The following is a 15,642-nucleotide window of genomic DNA, read 5'->3' as shown; positions in this document are numbered from 1 at the left end:
TTCGTCAAAGCAGAGTGCGCTCGCTTGATGCTCGGGACCGGCAACAGCGGGGCGGCGTTGCTTCTGCGACTTCCCAATCCCCAATCCCGAATCTCCGTCCGTTAGAACCTAATGGAATGACGGCCGTAAACATTGACTGGTAGGCTTCACGACCCCCCAATCGGCCACGCGCGGTGATCCAGTTTCAGGGCCTCCACAAGTCTTACTCCGTCGACGGTCGCCAGATCGTGGCACTGCACCCGCTCGATCTGCGGATCGGCCCCGGTGAGGTGTTCGGCATCATCGGTCATTCCGGTGCCGGCAAATCCACGCTGATCCGGCTGATCAATCGGCTGGAAGAGCCTAGCGGCGGACGCCTGCTGATCGGCGAGGAAGACGTCACCGCGCTGGATAGCCAGGGCCTGCGTGGCCTGCGCCGGCGCATCGGCATGATCTTCCAGCACTTCAACTTGCTGTCCTCGCGCACCGTGGCCGGCAATGTGGCCTTTCCGTTGGAACTGGCCGGCACCGCGCGCGCCGAGATCGATGCGCGGGTGGCCGAGCTGCTGGCCCGGGTCGGCCTGCAAGAGCACGCCAACAAGTATCCGGCGCAACTGTCCGGCGGCCAAAAACAGCGGGTGGGCATCGCGCGCGCGCTGGCCACCCGGCCGCAGATCCTGCTGTGCGACGAGGCCACCAGCGCGCTGGACCCGCAGACCACCGCCTCGGTGCTGCAGCTGCTGGCGCAGATCAACCGCGAGCTGGGCCTGACCATCGTGCTGATCACCCACGAGATGGACGTGATCCGCCGCGTCTGCGACCGCGTGGCGGTGCTGGACGCCGGCAAGCTGGTGGAAACCGGCCCGGTCACCGAGGTCTTTCTGCATCCCAAACATGCCACCACGCGGCGCTTCGTGTCGGAGGCCGAACACGTGGACGAGGCCGAGCTGCACCGCGATTTTGCCGCCGTCGGTGGGCACATCGTGCGGCTGACCTTCCTGGGTAACGGTACCTATGAGCCGGTGCTTGGCCGCATCGCCCGCGATACCGGGGTCGACTACAACATCCTGTCCGGGCGCGTGGACCGCATCAAGGACACGCCTTACGGCCAGCTCATCGTCGCCCTGACCGGTGGCGACCAGAACGCAGCGCGCGCAGGCTTCGTCGCCGCCGGCGTGCACGTGGAGGACCTGCGCGTATGAACCCGCTATCGATCGCCGCCGCTGGCGGCTTTTTCCGCAATCTCGATGCCGCCAAATGGGGTGACATCGGGCAGGCGACGCTGGACACCTTGCTGATGCTGGCCGGCGCGCTACCGCTGACCTTGCTGATCGGCCTGCCGCTGGGCGTTGCGCTGTTCCTGTGCGGCGCCCCGCAGCTGCGCCGCCGCCCAGTGCTGTATGGCGCGCTGGCGCTGGTGATCAACCTGCTGCGCTCGGTGCCCTTCATCATTCTGATGATCGCGATGATTCCGCTCACGCTGATGCTGATGGGCACCTCGCTCGGCGTGCGCGGCGCGATTCTGCCGCTGGTGGTGGGCGCCGCACCGTTCTATGCGCGCCTGGTGGAAACCGCCTTGCGCGAGGTGGACCGCGGCATTATCGAAGCCAGCCAGGCGATGGGCGCCACCACGCGCCAGCTGGTGCTGTGGGTGCTGTTGCCCGAAGCGCGCCCCGGCCTGATCGCCGGCGCCACCGTCACCACCATCGCGCTGATCGGGTTCACCGCCATGGGCGGTGCAATCGGCTCCGGCGGCCTGGGTGATGTGGCCTACCGCGAGGGCTATATGCGCTCGCATGCCGACGTCGCCTTGATCACCGTCATTGCCTTGCTGGTGCTGGTGCAACTGTTGCAGATGCTGGGCGACCGTCTGGTGGCACGCTACAGCCGCCGCTGAGCCAGTCGCCACGCCGCGCACGCAACCGGTGGCCGCAGTGCACGCCGTATCGGCGCTGCACGCGGATGCGCTGGCAGCGTACCGGTGCTTGTCCTGCAAGCACGCCGCTGTGGGCCGACGCATCGCCGCCGCACCTGCGGTCTGCTAGGTTTAACAACTGCGGCCCGCCCGCATTCCTCCTCCCACGGACCCTTTGATGAGCACATTTGCGTTTCGTTCCCTTCTGGCTGCGGCCACGCTTGCGTTGGCGTCCTGCGGCGGCAATGCCGGCAGCGGTGGCGACACCCTCACCGTGGCCGCCACCGCAGTGCCGCACGCCGAAATCCTGGAAGTGGTCGAACCACTGCTGGCCAAGCAAGGCGTGAAGCTGGACGTGCGCGTGTTCAACGACTACGTGCAGCCCAACGACCAGGTCGTGCAGAAGCAGATCGACGTCAATTATTTTCAGACCGAGCCTTACCTGGACGCTTACAACCGCGACCGCAAGAGCCAGCTGGTGACGGTGGTTGGCGTGCACATCGAGCCGTTCGGCGCGTATTCGCGCCGCTTCAAGGCCCTGGCCGCTCTGCCGACCGGTGCCGACGTGGTGATCCCCAACGACCCGAGCAACAACAGCCGCGCGCTGATCCTGCTCGACAAGGCCGGCGTGATCAAACTCAAGGACCCGAGCAACGCGCTGTCTACCCAGCGCGACATCGTCGACAACCCCAAGCAGCTGAAATTCCGTGAGCTCGATTCGGCGATGCTGCCGCGCGTGCTGGATCAGGTCGACCTGGCATTGATCAACACCAACTACGCGCTCGACGCCGGGCTAAACCCGACACGCGATGCGTTGGCGATCGAAAGCAAGGAGTCGCCATACGTGAACTTCCTGGTGGCACGCGCAGACAACAAGGACGACCCGCGCGTGCAGAAGCTGGCCAAGGCATTGACCAGCCCGGAAGTGAAGGCCTTTATCGAACAGAAGTACAAGGGCGCGGTCCTGCCCGCGTTCTGAGCGCGATAACGACACGGCCGCGCTCACCAGCTGATGCGCGCGGCCCATGATGGCCAGGGCCCGGATGCAGTACGTGAGCAATGCGCGAGGCGTCCGAATCCGAGCCGCAAGCGCTGTGCCGATCGCCGCGTCCAGCCGCGCCTGACGGCTGCAACAACGCCATCTTTGCGCTGCAACAGAACGCAACGACAAGGTGCGAAGCTTCAAAGCGAAGCTTGCCAACATCGCGATATTGCTGTTCAACTGAGCCATGCGCACGTGCGCACTGCGAAGGCAACGCTGAATAAGTCTCGTCATCCCTGATAAGGTCGAATTAAGCCTCGTCCTTCCCCAAGATGCCAAAGGCCATGGACGTAAATCTCTGAATTGCAAGCGTGGCATGACATGCGCGGGAACCTGATCAGCGTGCTTTGATGCAGTGTGCCGCTGTCTGCGCATCGTACCCAGTCGATCGCGATGCGTTCCGCACTACTGGATGTGGCGCGGGACGCTCTCGCATCTATGCGATGTGCGTTGACGCAGGCCGCGTCCCCAGCCACTCACCGAGCCGGGCGCTGCCCTGTGAAGCGCCTGCAAGCGTGCGCGGCCGATTGCGCCTGCGGCACTGAACACGCGCGCCTGACGCAGGCGTAGTAGCGTGGTCTGCCTTGTTCTCCGGTCACCGACGCGATGCCCCTGCTTCTTGCCATTCCGCTGGCCGTGATCATCGCCCTGGCGGTGTTTGCGGTGCTGTTCCCGTTGTCGCTGCTGCAACGTTTCCGTGTCGGTACCGCACGCCGGCAGGCACGCGGCTGGTTGCTGATGATCAACCTCGCGTCGGCTGTGCTGTCCAGTGTGCTATTCGTGATTTTTACCGCGATCGCCGCGGCATTCTGGCCAGGTGCGATGAGTCATGCCGGGTTCGGTTGGGCATGCGGGTTGGCACTGGGTCTGCTGGCGTTGCGCCTGACCCGGTTCGAACGCACCCCAAAAGGTTTGTTCTATCGGCCCAATCTCTGGCTCGTGCTCGCGTTGACCGCGCTGGTGGTGGTGCGGGTGATCGCCGGCATGGTGCAGGGCTGGCGCAGCGCCTGGCAGGGCGTGGCGTGGCCGGTCGATGGCTGGCTCAGCCACGCCAGCCTGTTGGGCGCCGCCGGCGTGCTGCTCGGCTACGCGCTGGCTTATGCCACCTTGCTGTGGTGGCGTTGGCGCACCGCGCGGTTGCGCGGCAGCGTCTATTGGCGTTGAGGCGCAAGTCATGCATCGACGCAGGTCGACACCTGTCGATGTTATGCATAAAAAAACGGGCCTTGCGGCCCGTTCTTTCGACTCAGACGTTCTCTGTCGCTGTGTGCTTAGAAGCGCGCACCGACACCGAAGCCGACGGTCCACGGATCCAGTTCCAGCTCGCTGCCGGTACCCTGGCCGCCCACACGCAGTTCCGGACGCGAGCGCATGTAACGGGCGTCGGCACGAGCAAACCAGGTGGAGTTGATGTTCATGTCAACACCGACGGTGCCGATCACGCCCTTGGCGGTATCCAGGCCCACGTGCTGACCGGTGGTCGATGCCGCATCGATCTTCTCATTGCTGAAGTTCGACTCGTAATAGCCCACGCCCACGAACGGACGGAACACATTGTCGGCCTGGCCGAAGTGGTACTGGCCGCTGATGGCGATCGGCTGCTGCTCGACGGTACCGACCTTGCCCACGCCATCGGCGTTGACGCGGTGGTTGAACTTGTCGGCAGCGCCCCACAGTTCAACAGCCCAATTGTCGTTGATGTAGTAGCTGGCGCTCAGCGTCGGCGCGGGGCCGCCATCGACGTCCAAGCCCGGAGCCGGATCGTTCTTCGGCTTGATCAGGGCAACGCCGCCGACCACTGCCCAATGCTTGCCGGAGGCGCTATCGGCGCTGGTGGAAGTCGAGGAGGTGTCCCCGGTGTAGGTCGTGTCCTGCGCGAACGCGGACGGTGCAATCGCAAGTGCGGATACAGCAGCCAGGCTCAGGATGGAAATGGCACGCATTGGGGGTCTCCTCGCATAATTTTTGTTAGGCCCGTGGAGTGGGCCGCGCCAAAGCTATTCCTGAAAATCTGAATCCACGCCCACCTGCGACTCGCTAAAATTTCGTTTGTTCAGGAACTTTCCCAAGAAGGCCGTGGTTGCGACATGCAGGCTGAAAAAGACATTCACGCAGATGCGATTGCCGTGACGAAAAAGCACGTTCGTGACGGCTTGCCAGCGCACATTCCTAACGATTGCCGTGTATTGGTGCTCGGCTCGATGCCCGGAATCGCCTCATTGCAGGCGGGGCGCTACTACGCGCATCCACGCAATCGGTTCTGGTCCGTGATGCATGCCCTTTTAGATATTGATGCCGCCGCACCGTATGCCTTGCGCATGCAGGCGCTGAACGCGCGCGGCGTCGGCGTATGGGATGTGATCGGCCAATGCGCGCGTCGCGGCAGCCTGGATGCTGCCATCGTTGCAGACAGCGTCGTGGTCAATCCGCTGCCTGCCGTGCTGGAACGCTTGCCGCAGCTGCGCATGGTCGCCTGCAATGGCACTGCGGCGGCGCAGGCCTGGCGTCGCCACATCCATCTGCTGCTGTCGCCAGAGGCGCGCGGCGTGCCGTTGGTGGCGTTGCCGTCCACCAGTCCGGCCAACGCCGCCTGGTCGCTGCCGCGGCTATGCGATGCATGGCAACCGGTACGCGATGCGCTGGACTGAGGTGGCTTTGGCAAGCGTCAGGCATCGTCGACGATGATGCGGACCGGCGCGCTGCCTGCCGGTCAGCGCGTGCGCACGCAATCGCCATACTGCCAGCTGCCGCCATCAGTCATGCCAGCGTTCGGCACAGGCAGCCCGCAGCGCGTGGCCGCACAGTGCAGGCAGCAGATGAAGGAGCGCCGCGATGACGATCAGATACGCAATGACGATGGCGGCCGTGCTGGCACTGGGCCTTTTCGCTGCAGCGGAGGTGGCCGTTGCCGACGATATGCAGTGCGATGTCAGCAGCGATTACGACCTGACGCTCAACCCGCGCAGCCTGATCCTGATCCGCACGGGTGAATCCTCCGGCGCGCCCGCGCGGCTGGTGATGCGCCAGGGTGCGTTGTTCGTCGACGATCGCTGGGTGACGCTGAGCGCAGACGACCACACCCGGCTGGTCCAGTTCGAACGGCAGACCCGCGAGGTGGTGCCGCTGGCGCAGGAGGTCGGCCGTGAGGCTGCAGACATCGCGGTCACCGCGCTCGGCGAAGTGGCGGCCGGATTCAGCCGCAGCCCCGAGGCGACCCGCGCGCAGCTGGCCAGCGTGCGCGAGAAGATCGATCTGCGTTTGAAGCAGAGCTTCAGCAAAAGCCAGCTGACGCCGGTGAACATCGACGACGACATCGGCGCGCTGGTCGCCGAGGTGCTGCCGCAGTTGATTGGCGATGTGGTTGCCGGTGCGGTGCAGTCCGGGCTCACCGGCAACGCTGTGCAGCTGCGCTCGCTCGATGGCCTGGAAGCGCGCATCGAACGTCTGGTCGAGCCGCAGGCGCGTGCATTGCGCCCGCGTGCGCAGCGCCTGTGCGACCGCGTCGAAGCGCTGGATGGGCTGGACAATGCGCTGGCGTATCGTTTGCCCTCGGGCGAGCCACTGCAACTGTTGCGGGTGGATCGACGCACCACGAAATAAGCATGCCTGTGCGTGCGCGGACGCTGCATCCTGCCGGCCGTGCGATTTTTTCCGCGGCAATGGTTGGCGCTACGGCCCGTGGCCGGCCACAATAGGGGTTTCCCCATCTGTTGCCGGAGTTCCCCGTATGGCCGAAATCAAGGAAGCACTTGTCCCCGATATCGGTGACTACAGCGACGTCCCGGTAATCGAGGTGCTGGTGTCGGTCGGCGATACGGTCAGCAAGGACCAGAGTCTGGTCACGCTGGAATCGGACAAGGCCACGATGGAAGTGCCCTCGTCGGTGTCCGGCGTGGTCAAGGAACTCAAGGTCAAGGTCGGCGATGCGCTGTCGCAGGGCGCGCTTGTTGCGCTGATCGAAGTGGCCGACGCCGGTGCCGAGACCGCAGCCAAGCCCGCTGCTGCCGCGGCTCCGGCCAAGGCAGCACCCGCCGCTGCGCCGGCACCTGCCGCCAAGGCTGAGCCGGCCGCACCAGTTGCCGCTTCGGAAGGCGGTCTGGTCGAAGCGCGCGTGCCGGATATCGGCGACTACACCGACATCCCGGTGATCGAGGTGCTGGTCGCTGTCGGCGATACCGTCGCCAAGGACCAGAGCCTGGTCACGCTGGAATCGGACAAGGCCACGATGGAAGTGCCGTCCTCGGCCGCTGGCGTCGTCAAGGAACTCAAGGTCAAGGTGGGCGACACGCTGTCGCAGGGCAATGTGGTGGCGATCATTGCTGCCAGCGATGGCGGCGCCGGTGCGGCGCAGTCGCCGGCCAAGCCCACCACCGACACTGCCGAAACCGCCGGCAAGGTCGAGCCGGTCGCGGTATCGGCCGAGCCGGACAAGCTGGCCCAGCGCGAAATCGCGCAGGTGCAGGGCGCGCGCTCCAGCGAGTCTTCGCAGCCTGCACAGACCAGCCAGCCCTCTGCCGGTAACCCGTCCAGCCCGCCGGTGACCTTCGATGCCGACAGCGTGCTGCCATCCAAGGTGGCGTACGCCAGCCCGGTGGTGCGTGTGTTCGCACGCGAACTGGGCGTGGACCTGAACCAGCTCAAGGGCAGCGAGAGGGGCGGCCGCATCACCCGTGAAGACGTGCAGCGCTACGTCAAGGCCGCACTCAGCGGCGGCGCGCCTGCCGCAGCCGGTGCTGCGCCGGCCGGTGGCGGCAATGGCCTGAACCTGCTGGCCTGGCCGAAGGTGGACTTCAGCAAGTTCGGCGAGACCGAGACCCAGCCGCTGTCGCGCATCAAGAAGATTTCCGGTGCCAACCTGGCGCGCAACTGGGCGATGATCCCGCACGTCACCCAGTTCGAATCGGCCGACATCACCGACCTGGAAGCCCTGCGCGTGGCGCTCAACAAGGAAAACGAGAAGGCGGGCATCAAGCTCACCATGCTCGCCTTCCTGGTCAAGGCCAGCGCCGCGGCGCTGAAAAAGTTCCCCGAGTTCAACGCCTCGCTCGATGCGGCCGGCGAAAACCTCACGCTGAAGAAGTACATCAACATCGGTTTTGCGGCCGATACGCCGAATGGCCTGGTGGTGCCGGTGATCCGCGACGTCGACAAAAAGGGCGTGCTGCAGATCGCTCAGGAAAGCGGCGAGCTGGCTAAAAAGGCGCGCGATGGCAAGCTCGGCCCGGCCGATATGAGCGGCGGCTGCTTCTCGATCAGCTCGCTCGGCGGCATCGGCGGCACCGCCTTCACGCCCATCATCAATGCACCGGAAGTGGCGATCCTGGGCGTGTCCAAGTCGGCGATGCAGCCGGTGTGGAACGGCAAGGAGTTTGCGCCCAAGCTGATGCTGCCGTTGTCGTTGAGCTACGACCACCGCGTCATCGATGGCGCGCTGGCGGCCCGCTTCACCACCTACCTCAGCCAGGTGCTGGCCGACATGCGTCGCGTCCTGCTGTGAGGGCTGCGGCGCTGACGATCGCCTTGCTTGGTGTGTTGCCGTGTACCTGTGCGGTGGCACGCGAGTGCGACAGCACGCTAGGGCGCGGCTGGCCGCCGGCCGTGGGCAACTACGGTACCGCGGTGAGCACGCTGCTCGACGGCGCCAGCAAGCCGGCGTTGTCGTTGCTGACCCTGCCCACACGTGGCGTGGAAAGCGGCGTGTCGCTGGTGCCGGGCAAGGACGGCGGCGACTGGACCCTGCGGCATAGCCGTGCCGACGAGCGCGTCTACAACTGGGTCAGCGAGGCTGGTCGCGGCAGCGTGCAGTTCCGCACCGAACAGACCCCGGAAACGGTTGAGATCCCGATTCCGGCCGCCGTGGCCAAGCGTCTGGTCAGCAACTGGACCGCGGCGCTGACCCAGCTGGCACCGAGCGGCCGCACCGCACCGGTCACCGAGGGCGAAGTGCTGTCGTTCCAGGTCGAGGGCGTGCGCTACAGCGGCACGCGCCCCAGCTGCGGCGCTGGTGAGCTGCTGCTGCAGCAGGCCGCGCTGTTGATCGAAGCCAGCGACGGCAAGGAAAAGAAGCGCGACAAGCGCTGGACCCAAATCGAATCGTCGCTGGATGAACTCCAGCAGACGCTTGCCGGCACGGCCGGTTGAGCCACAGGAGAAGCAAATGGCGGTCATTGAAATCAAGGTTCCTGACATCGGCGATTACAGCGATGTCCCCGTCATCGAAGTGCTGGTCGCCGTGGGCGACAGCGTGGCCAAGGACCAGGGCCTGGTGACGCTGGAGTCGGACAAGGCAACGTTGGAAGTGCCGTCCTCGGCTGCCGGCGTGGTCAAGGAACTCAAGGTCAAGATTGGCGACACCCTGTCCGAAGGGGCGGTGGTGCTGCTGTTGGAAACCGAAGGCGAGGCCGCCGCGCCTGCGCCCGCCAAGGCCGAGACCAAGGCCGCTGCGCCTGCTGCAGCCCCTGCGGCCGCCGCGCCCGGCAGCAAACCGCCGGTCACGCCGTCGCACCGCGCCCCGGCCGAACCTGCTGCGCCCAAGCCGGCGCTGGCCAGCGGCAAGGCCGCCGATATCGACTGCAAGATGGTGGTGCTCGGTGCCGGCCCCGGCGGCTACACCGCCGCCTTCCGCGCGGCCGACCTGGGCCTGGACACGGTGTTGATCGAGCGCTACGCCAGCCTCGGCGGAGTCTGCCTCAACGTGGGCTGCATCCCGTCCAAGGCGCTGCTGCATGCCGCCGCGGTGATCGACGAAGTGGCCCATGCCGGCGACTTCGGCGTGGACTTCGGTCAGCCCAAGATCACTTTGGACAAGCTGCGCGAGTACAAGGAAAAAGTGGTCGGCAAGCTCACCGGCGGGCTGGCCAGCATGGCCAAGCAGCGCAAGGTGCGCACCGTTACCGGTGTGGCCAGCTTCGTGTCGCCCAACGAGCTGGAAATCGTCGGCGACGACGGCAAGACCCAGCTGCTGCGCTTCGAGCACTGCATCATCGCCGCCGGTTCGCAGGCGGTGAAACTGCCCAACTTCCCGTGGGACGACAAGCGCGTGATGGACTCCACCGACGCGCTGGAGCTGCACGACATTCCCAAGACCCTGCTGGTGGTCGGCGGCGGCATCATCGGCCTGGAAATGGCCACGGTGTACAGCGCCCTCGGCAGCAAGGTCACCGTGGTCGAGTTCATGGACCAGCTGATGCCGGGCGCCGACAAGGACCTGGTCAAGCCGCTGGCCGATCGTCTCAAAAAGCAGGGCGTTGAAGTCCATCTCAAGACCAAGGCCACCGACGTCACCGCCGACGGCGCCGGCATCACGGTGTCGTTCGAAGCGGCCGTGGAGGGCGAGAAACCCGGCCTGCAGGCCACTGCGTTCGATCGCGTCCTGGTGGCCGTGGGGCGTTCGCCCAACGGCAAGAAGATCGGCGCGGAAAAGGCCGGCGTTACCGTTACCGACCGCGGCTTCATCCCGGTCGACCGGCAGATGCGCACCAACGTGCCGCACATCTTCGCCATCGGCGACATCGTCGGTAACCCGATGCTGGCGCATAAGGCCACCCACGAAGGCAAGCTGGCCGCTGAAGTGGCGGCCGGCGAGAAGAAGGAATGGGTGGCGCGGGTGATCCCGTCGGTGGCGTACACCAATCCGGAAATCGCCTGGGTCGGCGTCACCGAGACCGAAGCCAAGGCCAAGGGTCTGAAGGTCGGCGTGGCCAAGTTCCCGTGGGCCGCCAGTGGTCGCGCGATCGGCATCGGCCGCACCGAAGGCTTCACCAAGCTGATCTTCGACGAAGACACCCACCGGATCATCGGTGGCGCCATCGTCGGCGTGCATGCCGGCGACCTGCTGGCCGAGATCGGCCTGGCCATCGAGATGGGCGCCGAGGCCGAAGATGTCGGTCACACCATCCATGCCCATCCGACCCTGAGCGAGTCGGTCGGCATGGCGGCCGAGGTGTACGACGGCACCATCACCGACCTGTACATCCCGAAGAAGAAGTAACCGCGCAGATCTGTAGCCGTCAGCAACGCCCCGCTCGATGCGGGGCGTTGTCGTGATGGGCATGGGCGCGTTATCGCGGTGATGATTGCTGCCGTTCCTGCCAGGAGGCTCTGGGCGCAGTAACGACGTCGGAGCCATTGCGCCAAGCCGCTATGCCGATCTGATCGCGGTCAGCGGCGATCCGCTGCGGGACGTCACCGTGCTGCGGCAGGTGAAGGGGGATCAAGGGCGGCGAGTGCATCGTCGAGTGAGCGTCCTTGCGGATGCACAGCGGCCCTGTGCCGCTGGTTGACGACGTGCACGCGCGCCAGGTGCGTTGGTCGGCGCGGTGCTCCCCGTGCAGCGTGGCAATGCGATAGGACTTGAAAGGGCGCGCAACTGGCGCGTCGGTGTGCAAGACCCGCATGGGCGGCACAGCTCTGCCTAGGCGTTGCTGCGCAGTTGCGCCTCGGAAGCGGGTATGGACGTTGCGCGCCTGTTCCCTTTGCCAGCGCGACGCCGCAGGGGCAGCCGAAACGCAAACGGCCCGCACTGGGCGGGCCGTTTGCTTGCAACTGTGGCGCAGATCAGAACGCGAACGTCACGCCTGCCACCGGGCCCTTGAACTCCTGCTTCAGGCCGATCAGGCCATCGCTGCCGCGCTGGTCGACATCGAGCTTGAACCAGTCGTAGCCGGCGAAGATGCCGAAGTTCTTGGTGAAGCGGTATTCGGCCATCGCATTGGCGCGGCTCAGGTCGCCGTCGTAGTCGCCGAAGTCGCCCCAGCTGGTGTTGAGGTACTGGCCCTGCACATTGAACAGCCAGTGCTCGCTCGGGCGTGCAGTGAAGCGGATACCCACCACCGGCGCTGCGCCGTCTTCGCTTTCGTCCACCACATCGCCACTGAATACGCTGCCCAGGTCGGCGTAGGCATTGGCTTCAACCTTTGCGTACTCCGCACCGATCTGCAGGCCCAGGCTGAGTTCCGGCGAATCGATGACCGAGTAGTCGTACACCAAGGTGGCGACCTGATACTTCAGTTCACCCTTGATGAAGCTGCCGGTTGGCACGGTGACGCCGCCGGCGCTCAGGTCCTGGGTCAGGGTTTCGCGGCGATCCTTGTCGTACTTGAAGTAGTCGAAGATCAGGCGCTGACGGGTGCTGATGCGGAACACGCCATCGACGCGCGGTTCCCATTCCTGGCCGCCCAGCTTGAAATCTTCGTTGACCGACACGTTGTTGCCCGCCAGCAGCGTATTGCCGCGGATGGTGTTGTCGTTGTCCACATTCATCGCACCGAGGCGAAGCTGGAAGCGGTCGTCGGTATCTTCGGCGTGTGCGGGCGCGACGTAGGCGACGGCCAGAACGCACGGGATCGCCAGTGCGAGGAGGTGTTTCATGGGGAGCTCCGGATTCTTGGAATGGTCAGGCCGTTTGGGCCAGTGGCGCGCACTATCGATAAGCTGGCGTCTTCCATAAGTGAAGAACCTGTCGCACAACTGTGAAGGCGGACATAGCAATCGGACAAAACGGTCCGCACGCCTAATGGGCATGGGCATGGCGCGTTGGCATCAAGAAAACTCTCCCTGGAAACGACATGCAAAAAGTGTGTCGCAGTGCATACCTACAGGTACGGTTGTCGCCGTGCACTGCGCAACTCAAGCCGACTCAAGCGGCATGGGAGCCCTCGTTGCGGCGCCGGCGAGACCGAATCGATCGTGCACTGCAGCGGATTGGACCGCGGATGGGAAAGTGTCAGGGTGCGACAAAATGCGTAAAAAGCAGGAGCCCCGGTCTCCCAGGGCTCCCATACGCGACCTGCGGCGGTACCTTTCGACGAGGATGTGCAGGCCTCGTAGGTTCCGACCGCCAGTTTGTGGCAAAGTTCCCACCCGCCGCCGCGGCAGGTTCTTGGTGCGCTGCAGCAGCGAATGACCTTTGCCGGTTGTCTCGCAATTTGTCCCATTGCTATACTTTCGCGGCTAGACGAGGCGCAACTGCGCTTCCCCCTCATTCACACGTAAGGTAACCGTAGTGCTGAACTCCGTTGACGCGGGTCGGCGGTTGATGCTGCGCGCTGCGGTATATCCGCTTGCCGCCGTAGCTATAACCAGTCTGGGGTTGCTGTTGGTCGGTCCCCGTTACTCTGCCGGTCTGGCATTGACCGGGTTTGCAACGGTACTGGGCGGTTGGGTTGCGGCACGTACCGCGCTCGGTGGTGGCATCCAGGCAGCAGGCATCGCGATGGTGCGGTTGGTGCTGGCGATGGTGCTGAAGTGGGTGTTGGTATTTGCGGCGTTGTCGCTGGGCTTTGCCCTGTGGCGGCTGCCTCCTCTGGCTCTGTTGGCGGGTATCGCCATCGGGTTGATTTTTCAGGTTCTGGCTCTGGCCAGACGTTGATTCGAACTTAAAGGGCTCCAGACACATGGCGGGCGAGGCAGCAACCCCTACCTCCTATATCCAGCATCACTTGCAGAACCTGATCTATCCGGTTCGCGAGGGTGGCGGCACGTTTTGGACCATCCACGTCGACACCCTGGTCATGGCGGTGTTGATGGGCCTGGTCATGGTGCTGGCGTTCTGGACGGCGACCCGCAATGCCACGGCCGGCGTGCCGGGCAAGTGGCAGGCGTTCGTGGAAATTTGCCTGGAATTTGTCGACCGGCAGGCCAAGGACACCTATCACGGCAGCAGCAAGCTGGTGACGCCAATTGCGATCACCATCTTCTTCTGGATCCTGTTGATGAATCTCATCAAGATGGTTCCGGCCGATTTCATCGCCATTCCGCTGGGCTGGGCAGGCATTCATGCCTGGAAGCCGGTGCCCACCGCCGACGTCAACGCCACCTTGGGCATGTCGATCAGCGTGTTCTTCCTGATGATCGTCTTCTCGCTGCGCTCCAAGGGCGTGGGCGGTATGACGAAGGAATTCCTGACGGCGCCGTTCGGCAAGTGGATGATGCCGTTCAACCTGCTTTTGAACATCGTCGAGTGGCTGAGCAAGCCGATTTCGTTGGCGATGCGACTGTTCGGCAACATGTTCGGCGGCGAGATCGTCTTCCTGCTGATCTGGGTGCTGGGCGGTGCGGGCATCGCCGGCATGGTCGCTGGCGGCGTATTCGGCCTCGGCTGGATGCTGTTCCACCTGTTGGTGATTCCGCTGCAGGCCTTCATTTTCATGATGCTGTCGATCGTGTATCTGAGCCTGGCCGAAGACAGTCACTGAGTTTGCGTCACCCTTCATCTGCTTCATTCCGCTTCATCCATCACCCTTAGAAACTTTCGTTCGGAGATCACCATGTACCTCGCCGTCCTGACCAACCTCGCTCAAGTCCAGAGCTCCACCGTCCTCGCCGTCGGCATCATGATCGGCCTGGCCGCGCTGGGTGCCGGCCTCGGTCTGGCCATCATGGCTGGCAAGTTCCTGGAATCGGCCGCGCGCCAGCCGGAGCTGATCCCGGTGCTGCAGGTGCGTATGTTCATCACCGCCGGCCTGATCGACGCCGCGTTCATCATCAGCGTCGCCGTCGGCCTGCTGTTCGCCTTCGCCAACCCGCTGGCCCAGGTGTTCATCGAGCGTCTGTCGCAGGCTGCTGGCTGATCCAGCGGTAGCAGGATGTGGAGGCAGCCCGTGCGGCTGCGTCCGCGGATGAAGGTCGGAAAGCGTCGCCACTGCGGCGGCGCTTTCACCCCTAAACAGCGATTGAGCGACCCATGGATATCACCCTTACCATCTTTGCCCAGGCGCTGGCCTTCGCCGGTCTGATCTGGATCGTCGCGACCAAGATCTGGCCGCCGCTGCTGCAGGCGATCGAAGAGCGTCAGCAAAAGATCGCTGAAGGTCTTGCCGCAGCCGATCGCAGTCAGAAGGATCTGGCGCAGGCGCAGGAAAAGGTCAACGAAGCATTGAAGGACGCACGCACCAAGGCCAACGAGATCATCGATCAGGCCCATGCGCGCGCCAACCAGATCATCGAAGCGGCCAAGCTCGAGGCAATTGCCGAAGCCAACCGTCAGAAGGATCTGGCACAGACCGAGATCGACGCGTCCGCCACGCGTGCCCGCGAGGAACTGCGCAAGCAGGTGTCCGTGCTGGCCGTCAGCGGTGCCGAGAAGCTGCTCAAGCGCGAAATCGATGCCAACGCCCACAAGGCGCTGCTCGACGAGCTGGCGGCGGAGATTTAATCGATGAGTCAGGCCCTCACCCTTGCCCGTCCGTACGGCCGCGCCGCGTTTGCGATCGCGCGTGAGGGCGGCAACTTCGCGCCCTGGTCCGATGCGCTGGCGTTTTCGGCCCAGGTGGCCGGCGACCCGCGCGTGGCTGCGTTGCTGCTCAACCCGGCCCTGGGCCAGGATCAGGCAGTGACCTTGCTAGCGCCGCCGCAGGCGGGCGAGGACTATCTGCGTTTCCTCGGCGTGCTGGCCGACGCGCAGCGGCTGTCGCTGCTGCCAGAAGTGGCAGGACTGTACGAACAATTGCGTGCCGAAGCCGAACACGTCGTCAAGGCGACGGTGACCTCGGCGGCTGCAATGAGCCCGGCGGAACTGGACACGATCGCTGCTGCGCTGAAGAAGCGTTTTGGCCGCGAAGTGGACATCACTACCGCGGTGGATGCTTCGTTGATCGGCGGCGCGGTGATCGACACCGGCGACGTGGTCATCGACGGCTCGCTGAAGGGCAAGCTTGCGCGTCTGCAAAGCTCGCTCGCCCACTGAATTCACATAAACGCATGGCCC

16 protein-coding genes are annotated in these 15,642 nt (G+C 64.7%); 14 read left to right on the top strand and 2 right to left on the bottom strand.

Going from position 1 to position 15,642, the window contains the following annotated elements; genetic code table 11:
• Window positions 1-173 precede the first annotated feature (173 nt).
• The 4 genes from BJD12_RS09230 to BJD12_RS09215 all read left to right on the top strand — a co-directional run bounded on the left by BJD12_RS09230 (window position 174) and on the right by BJD12_RS09215 (window position 4,100).
• On the top strand, window positions 174-1,181 hold the full coding sequence (locus tag BJD12_RS09230) for a methionine ABC transporter ATP-binding protein (RefSeq protein WP_005992105.1): 1,008 nt from the start codon (window positions 174-176) through the stop codon (window positions 1,179-1,181).
• Window positions 1,178-1,876: a methionine ABC transporter permease gene (locus tag BJD12_RS09225; protein WP_005992103.1), complete on the top strand. Its 699-nt coding sequence runs from the start codon at window positions 1,178-1,180 to the stop codon at window positions 1,874-1,876. Before BJD12_RS09230 ends, BJD12_RS09225 begins: the two co-directional genes overlap by 4 nt.
• Window positions 1,877-2,072: 196 nt before the next feature.
• Window positions 2,073-2,873, top strand: a complete 801-nt coding sequence (locus BJD12_RS09220) for a MetQ/NlpA family ABC transporter substrate-binding protein (protein WP_005992101.1) — start codon at window positions 2,073-2,075, stop codon at window positions 2,871-2,873.
• Window positions 2,874-3,542: 669 nt separating this feature from the next.
• The gene (locus tag BJD12_RS09215; RefSeq protein WP_005992099.1) at window positions 3,543-4,100 is read left to right on the top strand and encodes a CcdC protein domain-containing protein; all 558 of its coding nucleotides are present in this window, start codon (window positions 3,543-3,545) and stop codon (window positions 4,098-4,100) included.
• Window positions 4,101-4,207: 107 nt separating this feature from the next.
• On the opposite strand, the gene BJD12_RS09210 is transcribed toward BJD12_RS09215, so the two are convergent.
• On the bottom strand, window positions 4,208-4,879 hold the full coding sequence (locus BJD12_RS09210; protein WP_005992097.1) for an OmpW/AlkL family protein: 672 nt from the start codon (window positions 4,877-4,879) through the stop codon (window positions 4,208-4,210).
• Between the two features lie 144 nt (window positions 4,880-5,023).
• On the opposite strand from BJD12_RS09210, the gene BJD12_RS09205 reads away from it, so the two are divergent.
• The 5 genes from BJD12_RS09205 (at window position 5,024) to lpdA (ending at window position 10,926) form a co-directional block, all read left to right on the top strand.
• Window positions 5,024-5,584 carry a DNA-deoxyinosine glycosylase gene (locus tag BJD12_RS09205; RefSeq protein WP_039421809.1) on the top strand — a complete coding sequence of 187 codons (561 nt, stop codon included), beginning with the start codon at window positions 5,024-5,026 and terminating at the stop codon, window positions 5,582-5,584.
• Between the two features lie 184 nt (window positions 5,585-5,768).
• Window positions 5,769-6,536 carry a DUF2884 family protein gene (locus tag BJD12_RS09200; RefSeq protein WP_042827967.1) on the top strand — a complete coding sequence of 256 codons (768 nt, stop codon included), beginning with the start codon at window positions 5,769-5,771 and terminating at the stop codon, window positions 6,534-6,536.
• A 127-nt stretch (window positions 6,537-6,663) separates the two neighbouring features.
• Window positions 6,664-8,433, top strand: coding sequence for a dihydrolipoyllysine-residue acetyltransferase (locus BJD12_RS09195; RefSeq protein ID WP_005992085.1), 1,770 nt, complete (start codon window positions 6,664-6,666; stop codon window positions 8,431-8,433).
• Window positions 8,430-9,077: a hypothetical protein gene (locus BJD12_RS09190; RefSeq protein WP_042827966.1), complete on the top strand. Its 648-nt coding sequence runs from the start codon at window positions 8,430-8,432 to the stop codon at window positions 9,075-9,077. Before BJD12_RS09195 ends, BJD12_RS09190 begins: the two co-directional genes overlap by 4 nt.
• A gap of 16 nt (window positions 9,078-9,093) precedes the next feature.
• The gene (gene lpdA, locus BJD12_RS09185; protein WP_005992081.1) at window positions 9,094-10,926 is read left to right on the top strand and encodes a dihydrolipoyl dehydrogenase; all 1,833 of its coding nucleotides are present in this window, start codon (window positions 9,094-9,096) and stop codon (window positions 10,924-10,926) included.
• Between the two features lie 566 nt (window positions 10,927-11,492).
• On the opposite strand, the gene BJD12_RS09180 is transcribed toward lpdA, so the two are convergent.
• A complete protein-coding gene (locus tag BJD12_RS09180) occupies window positions 11,493-12,305 on the bottom strand; it encodes a porin family protein (protein ID WP_005992077.1) in 813 nt (270 codons plus the stop codon).
• Between the two features lie 634 nt (window positions 12,306-12,939).
• Here BJD12_RS09180 and BJD12_RS09175 point away from each other — a divergent pair.
• The 5 genes from BJD12_RS09175 to BJD12_RS09155 all read left to right on the top strand — a co-directional run bounded on the left by BJD12_RS09175 (window position 12,940) and on the right by BJD12_RS09155 (window position 15,621).
• Complete coding sequence (locus BJD12_RS09175) at window positions 12,940-13,305, top strand: hypothetical protein (protein ID WP_074059361.1); 366 nt, start codon at window positions 12,940-12,942, stop codon at window positions 13,303-13,305.
• Between the two features lie 25 nt (window positions 13,306-13,330).
• Window positions 13,331-14,131, top strand: a complete 801-nt coding sequence (gene atpB, locus BJD12_RS09170) for a F0F1 ATP synthase subunit A (protein WP_005992073.1) — start codon at window positions 13,331-13,333, stop codon at window positions 14,129-14,131.
• Window positions 14,132-14,203: 72 nt separating this feature from the next.
• Window positions 14,204-14,506 (top strand): F0F1 ATP synthase subunit C, encoded by a 303-nt coding sequence (gene atpE, locus BJD12_RS09165; protein ID WP_002814105.1) that lies wholly within the window; start codon window positions 14,204-14,206, stop codon window positions 14,504-14,506.
• 113 nt (window positions 14,507-14,619) lie between these two features.
• Entirely contained in the window at window positions 14,620-15,090 is a 471-nt protein-coding gene (locus BJD12_RS09160; protein WP_003483999.1) for a F0F1 ATP synthase subunit B, read from the top strand.
• A 3-nt stretch (window positions 15,091-15,093) separates the two neighbouring features.
• Window positions 15,094-15,621 (top strand): F0F1 ATP synthase subunit delta, encoded by a 528-nt coding sequence (locus tag BJD12_RS09155; RefSeq protein ID WP_005992070.1) that lies wholly within the window; start codon window positions 15,094-15,096, stop codon window positions 15,619-15,621.
• The last annotated feature ends 21 nt before the right edge of the window (window positions 15,622-15,642 follow it).

Origin of the sequence: Xanthomonas vesicatoria ATCC 35937 (assembly GCF_001908725.1) — a bacterium.
In the GTDB taxonomy this organism is placed as follows: Bacteria; Pseudomonadota; Gammaproteobacteria; order Xanthomonadales; family Xanthomonadaceae; genus Xanthomonas; species Xanthomonas vesicatoria.
This window is presented reverse-complemented; position numbering and strand designations above follow the sequence as displayed.

Bases quoted from the DNA above. Each gene is read 5' to 3' on its own strand.
- BJD12_RS09195 (WP_005992085.1), top strand. From the start codon at position 6,664: ATGGCCGAAATCAAGGAAGCACTTGTCCCCGATATCGGTGACTACAGC.
- BJD12_RS09210 (WP_005992097.1), bottom strand. From the start codon at position 4,879: ATGCGTGCCATTTCCATCCTGAGCCTGGCTGCTGTATCCGCACTTGCG.
- lpdA (WP_005992081.1), top strand. From the start codon at position 9,094: ATGGCGGTCATTGAAATCAAGGTTCCTGACATCGGCGATTACAGCGAT.
- BJD12_RS09220 (WP_005992101.1), top strand. From the start codon at position 2,073: ATGAGCACATTTGCGTTTCGTTCCCTTCTGGCTGCGGCCACGCTTGCG.
- BJD12_RS09180 (WP_005992077.1), bottom strand. From the start codon at position 12,305: ATGAAACACCTCCTCGCACTGGCGATCCCGTGCGTTCTGGCCGTCGCC.
- BJD12_RS09215 (WP_005992099.1), top strand. From the start codon at position 3,543: ATGCCCCTGCTTCTTGCCATTCCGCTGGCCGTGATCATCGCCCTGGCG.
- BJD12_RS09200 (WP_042827967.1), top strand. From the start codon at position 5,769: ATGACGATCAGATACGCAATGACGATGGCGGCCGTGCTGGCACTGGGC.
- BJD12_RS09155 (WP_005992070.1), top strand. From the start codon at position 15,094: ATGAGTCAGGCCCTCACCCTTGCCCGTCCGTACGGCCGCGCCGCGTTT.
- BJD12_RS09205 (WP_039421809.1), top strand. From the start codon at position 5,024: ATGCAGGCTGAAAAAGACATTCACGCAGATGCGATTGCCGTGACGAAA.
- atpB (WP_005992073.1), top strand. From the start codon at position 13,331: ATGGCGGGCGAGGCAGCAACCCCTACCTCCTATATCCAGCATCACTTG.
- BJD12_RS09225 (WP_005992103.1), top strand. From the start codon at position 1,178: ATGAACCCGCTATCGATCGCCGCCGCTGGCGGCTTTTTCCGCAATCTC.
- atpE (WP_002814105.1), top strand. From the start codon at position 14,204: ATGTACCTCGCCGTCCTGACCAACCTCGCTCAAGTCCAGAGCTCCACC.
- BJD12_RS09160 (WP_003483999.1), top strand. From the start codon at position 14,620: ATGGATATCACCCTTACCATCTTTGCCCAGGCGCTGGCCTTCGCCGGT.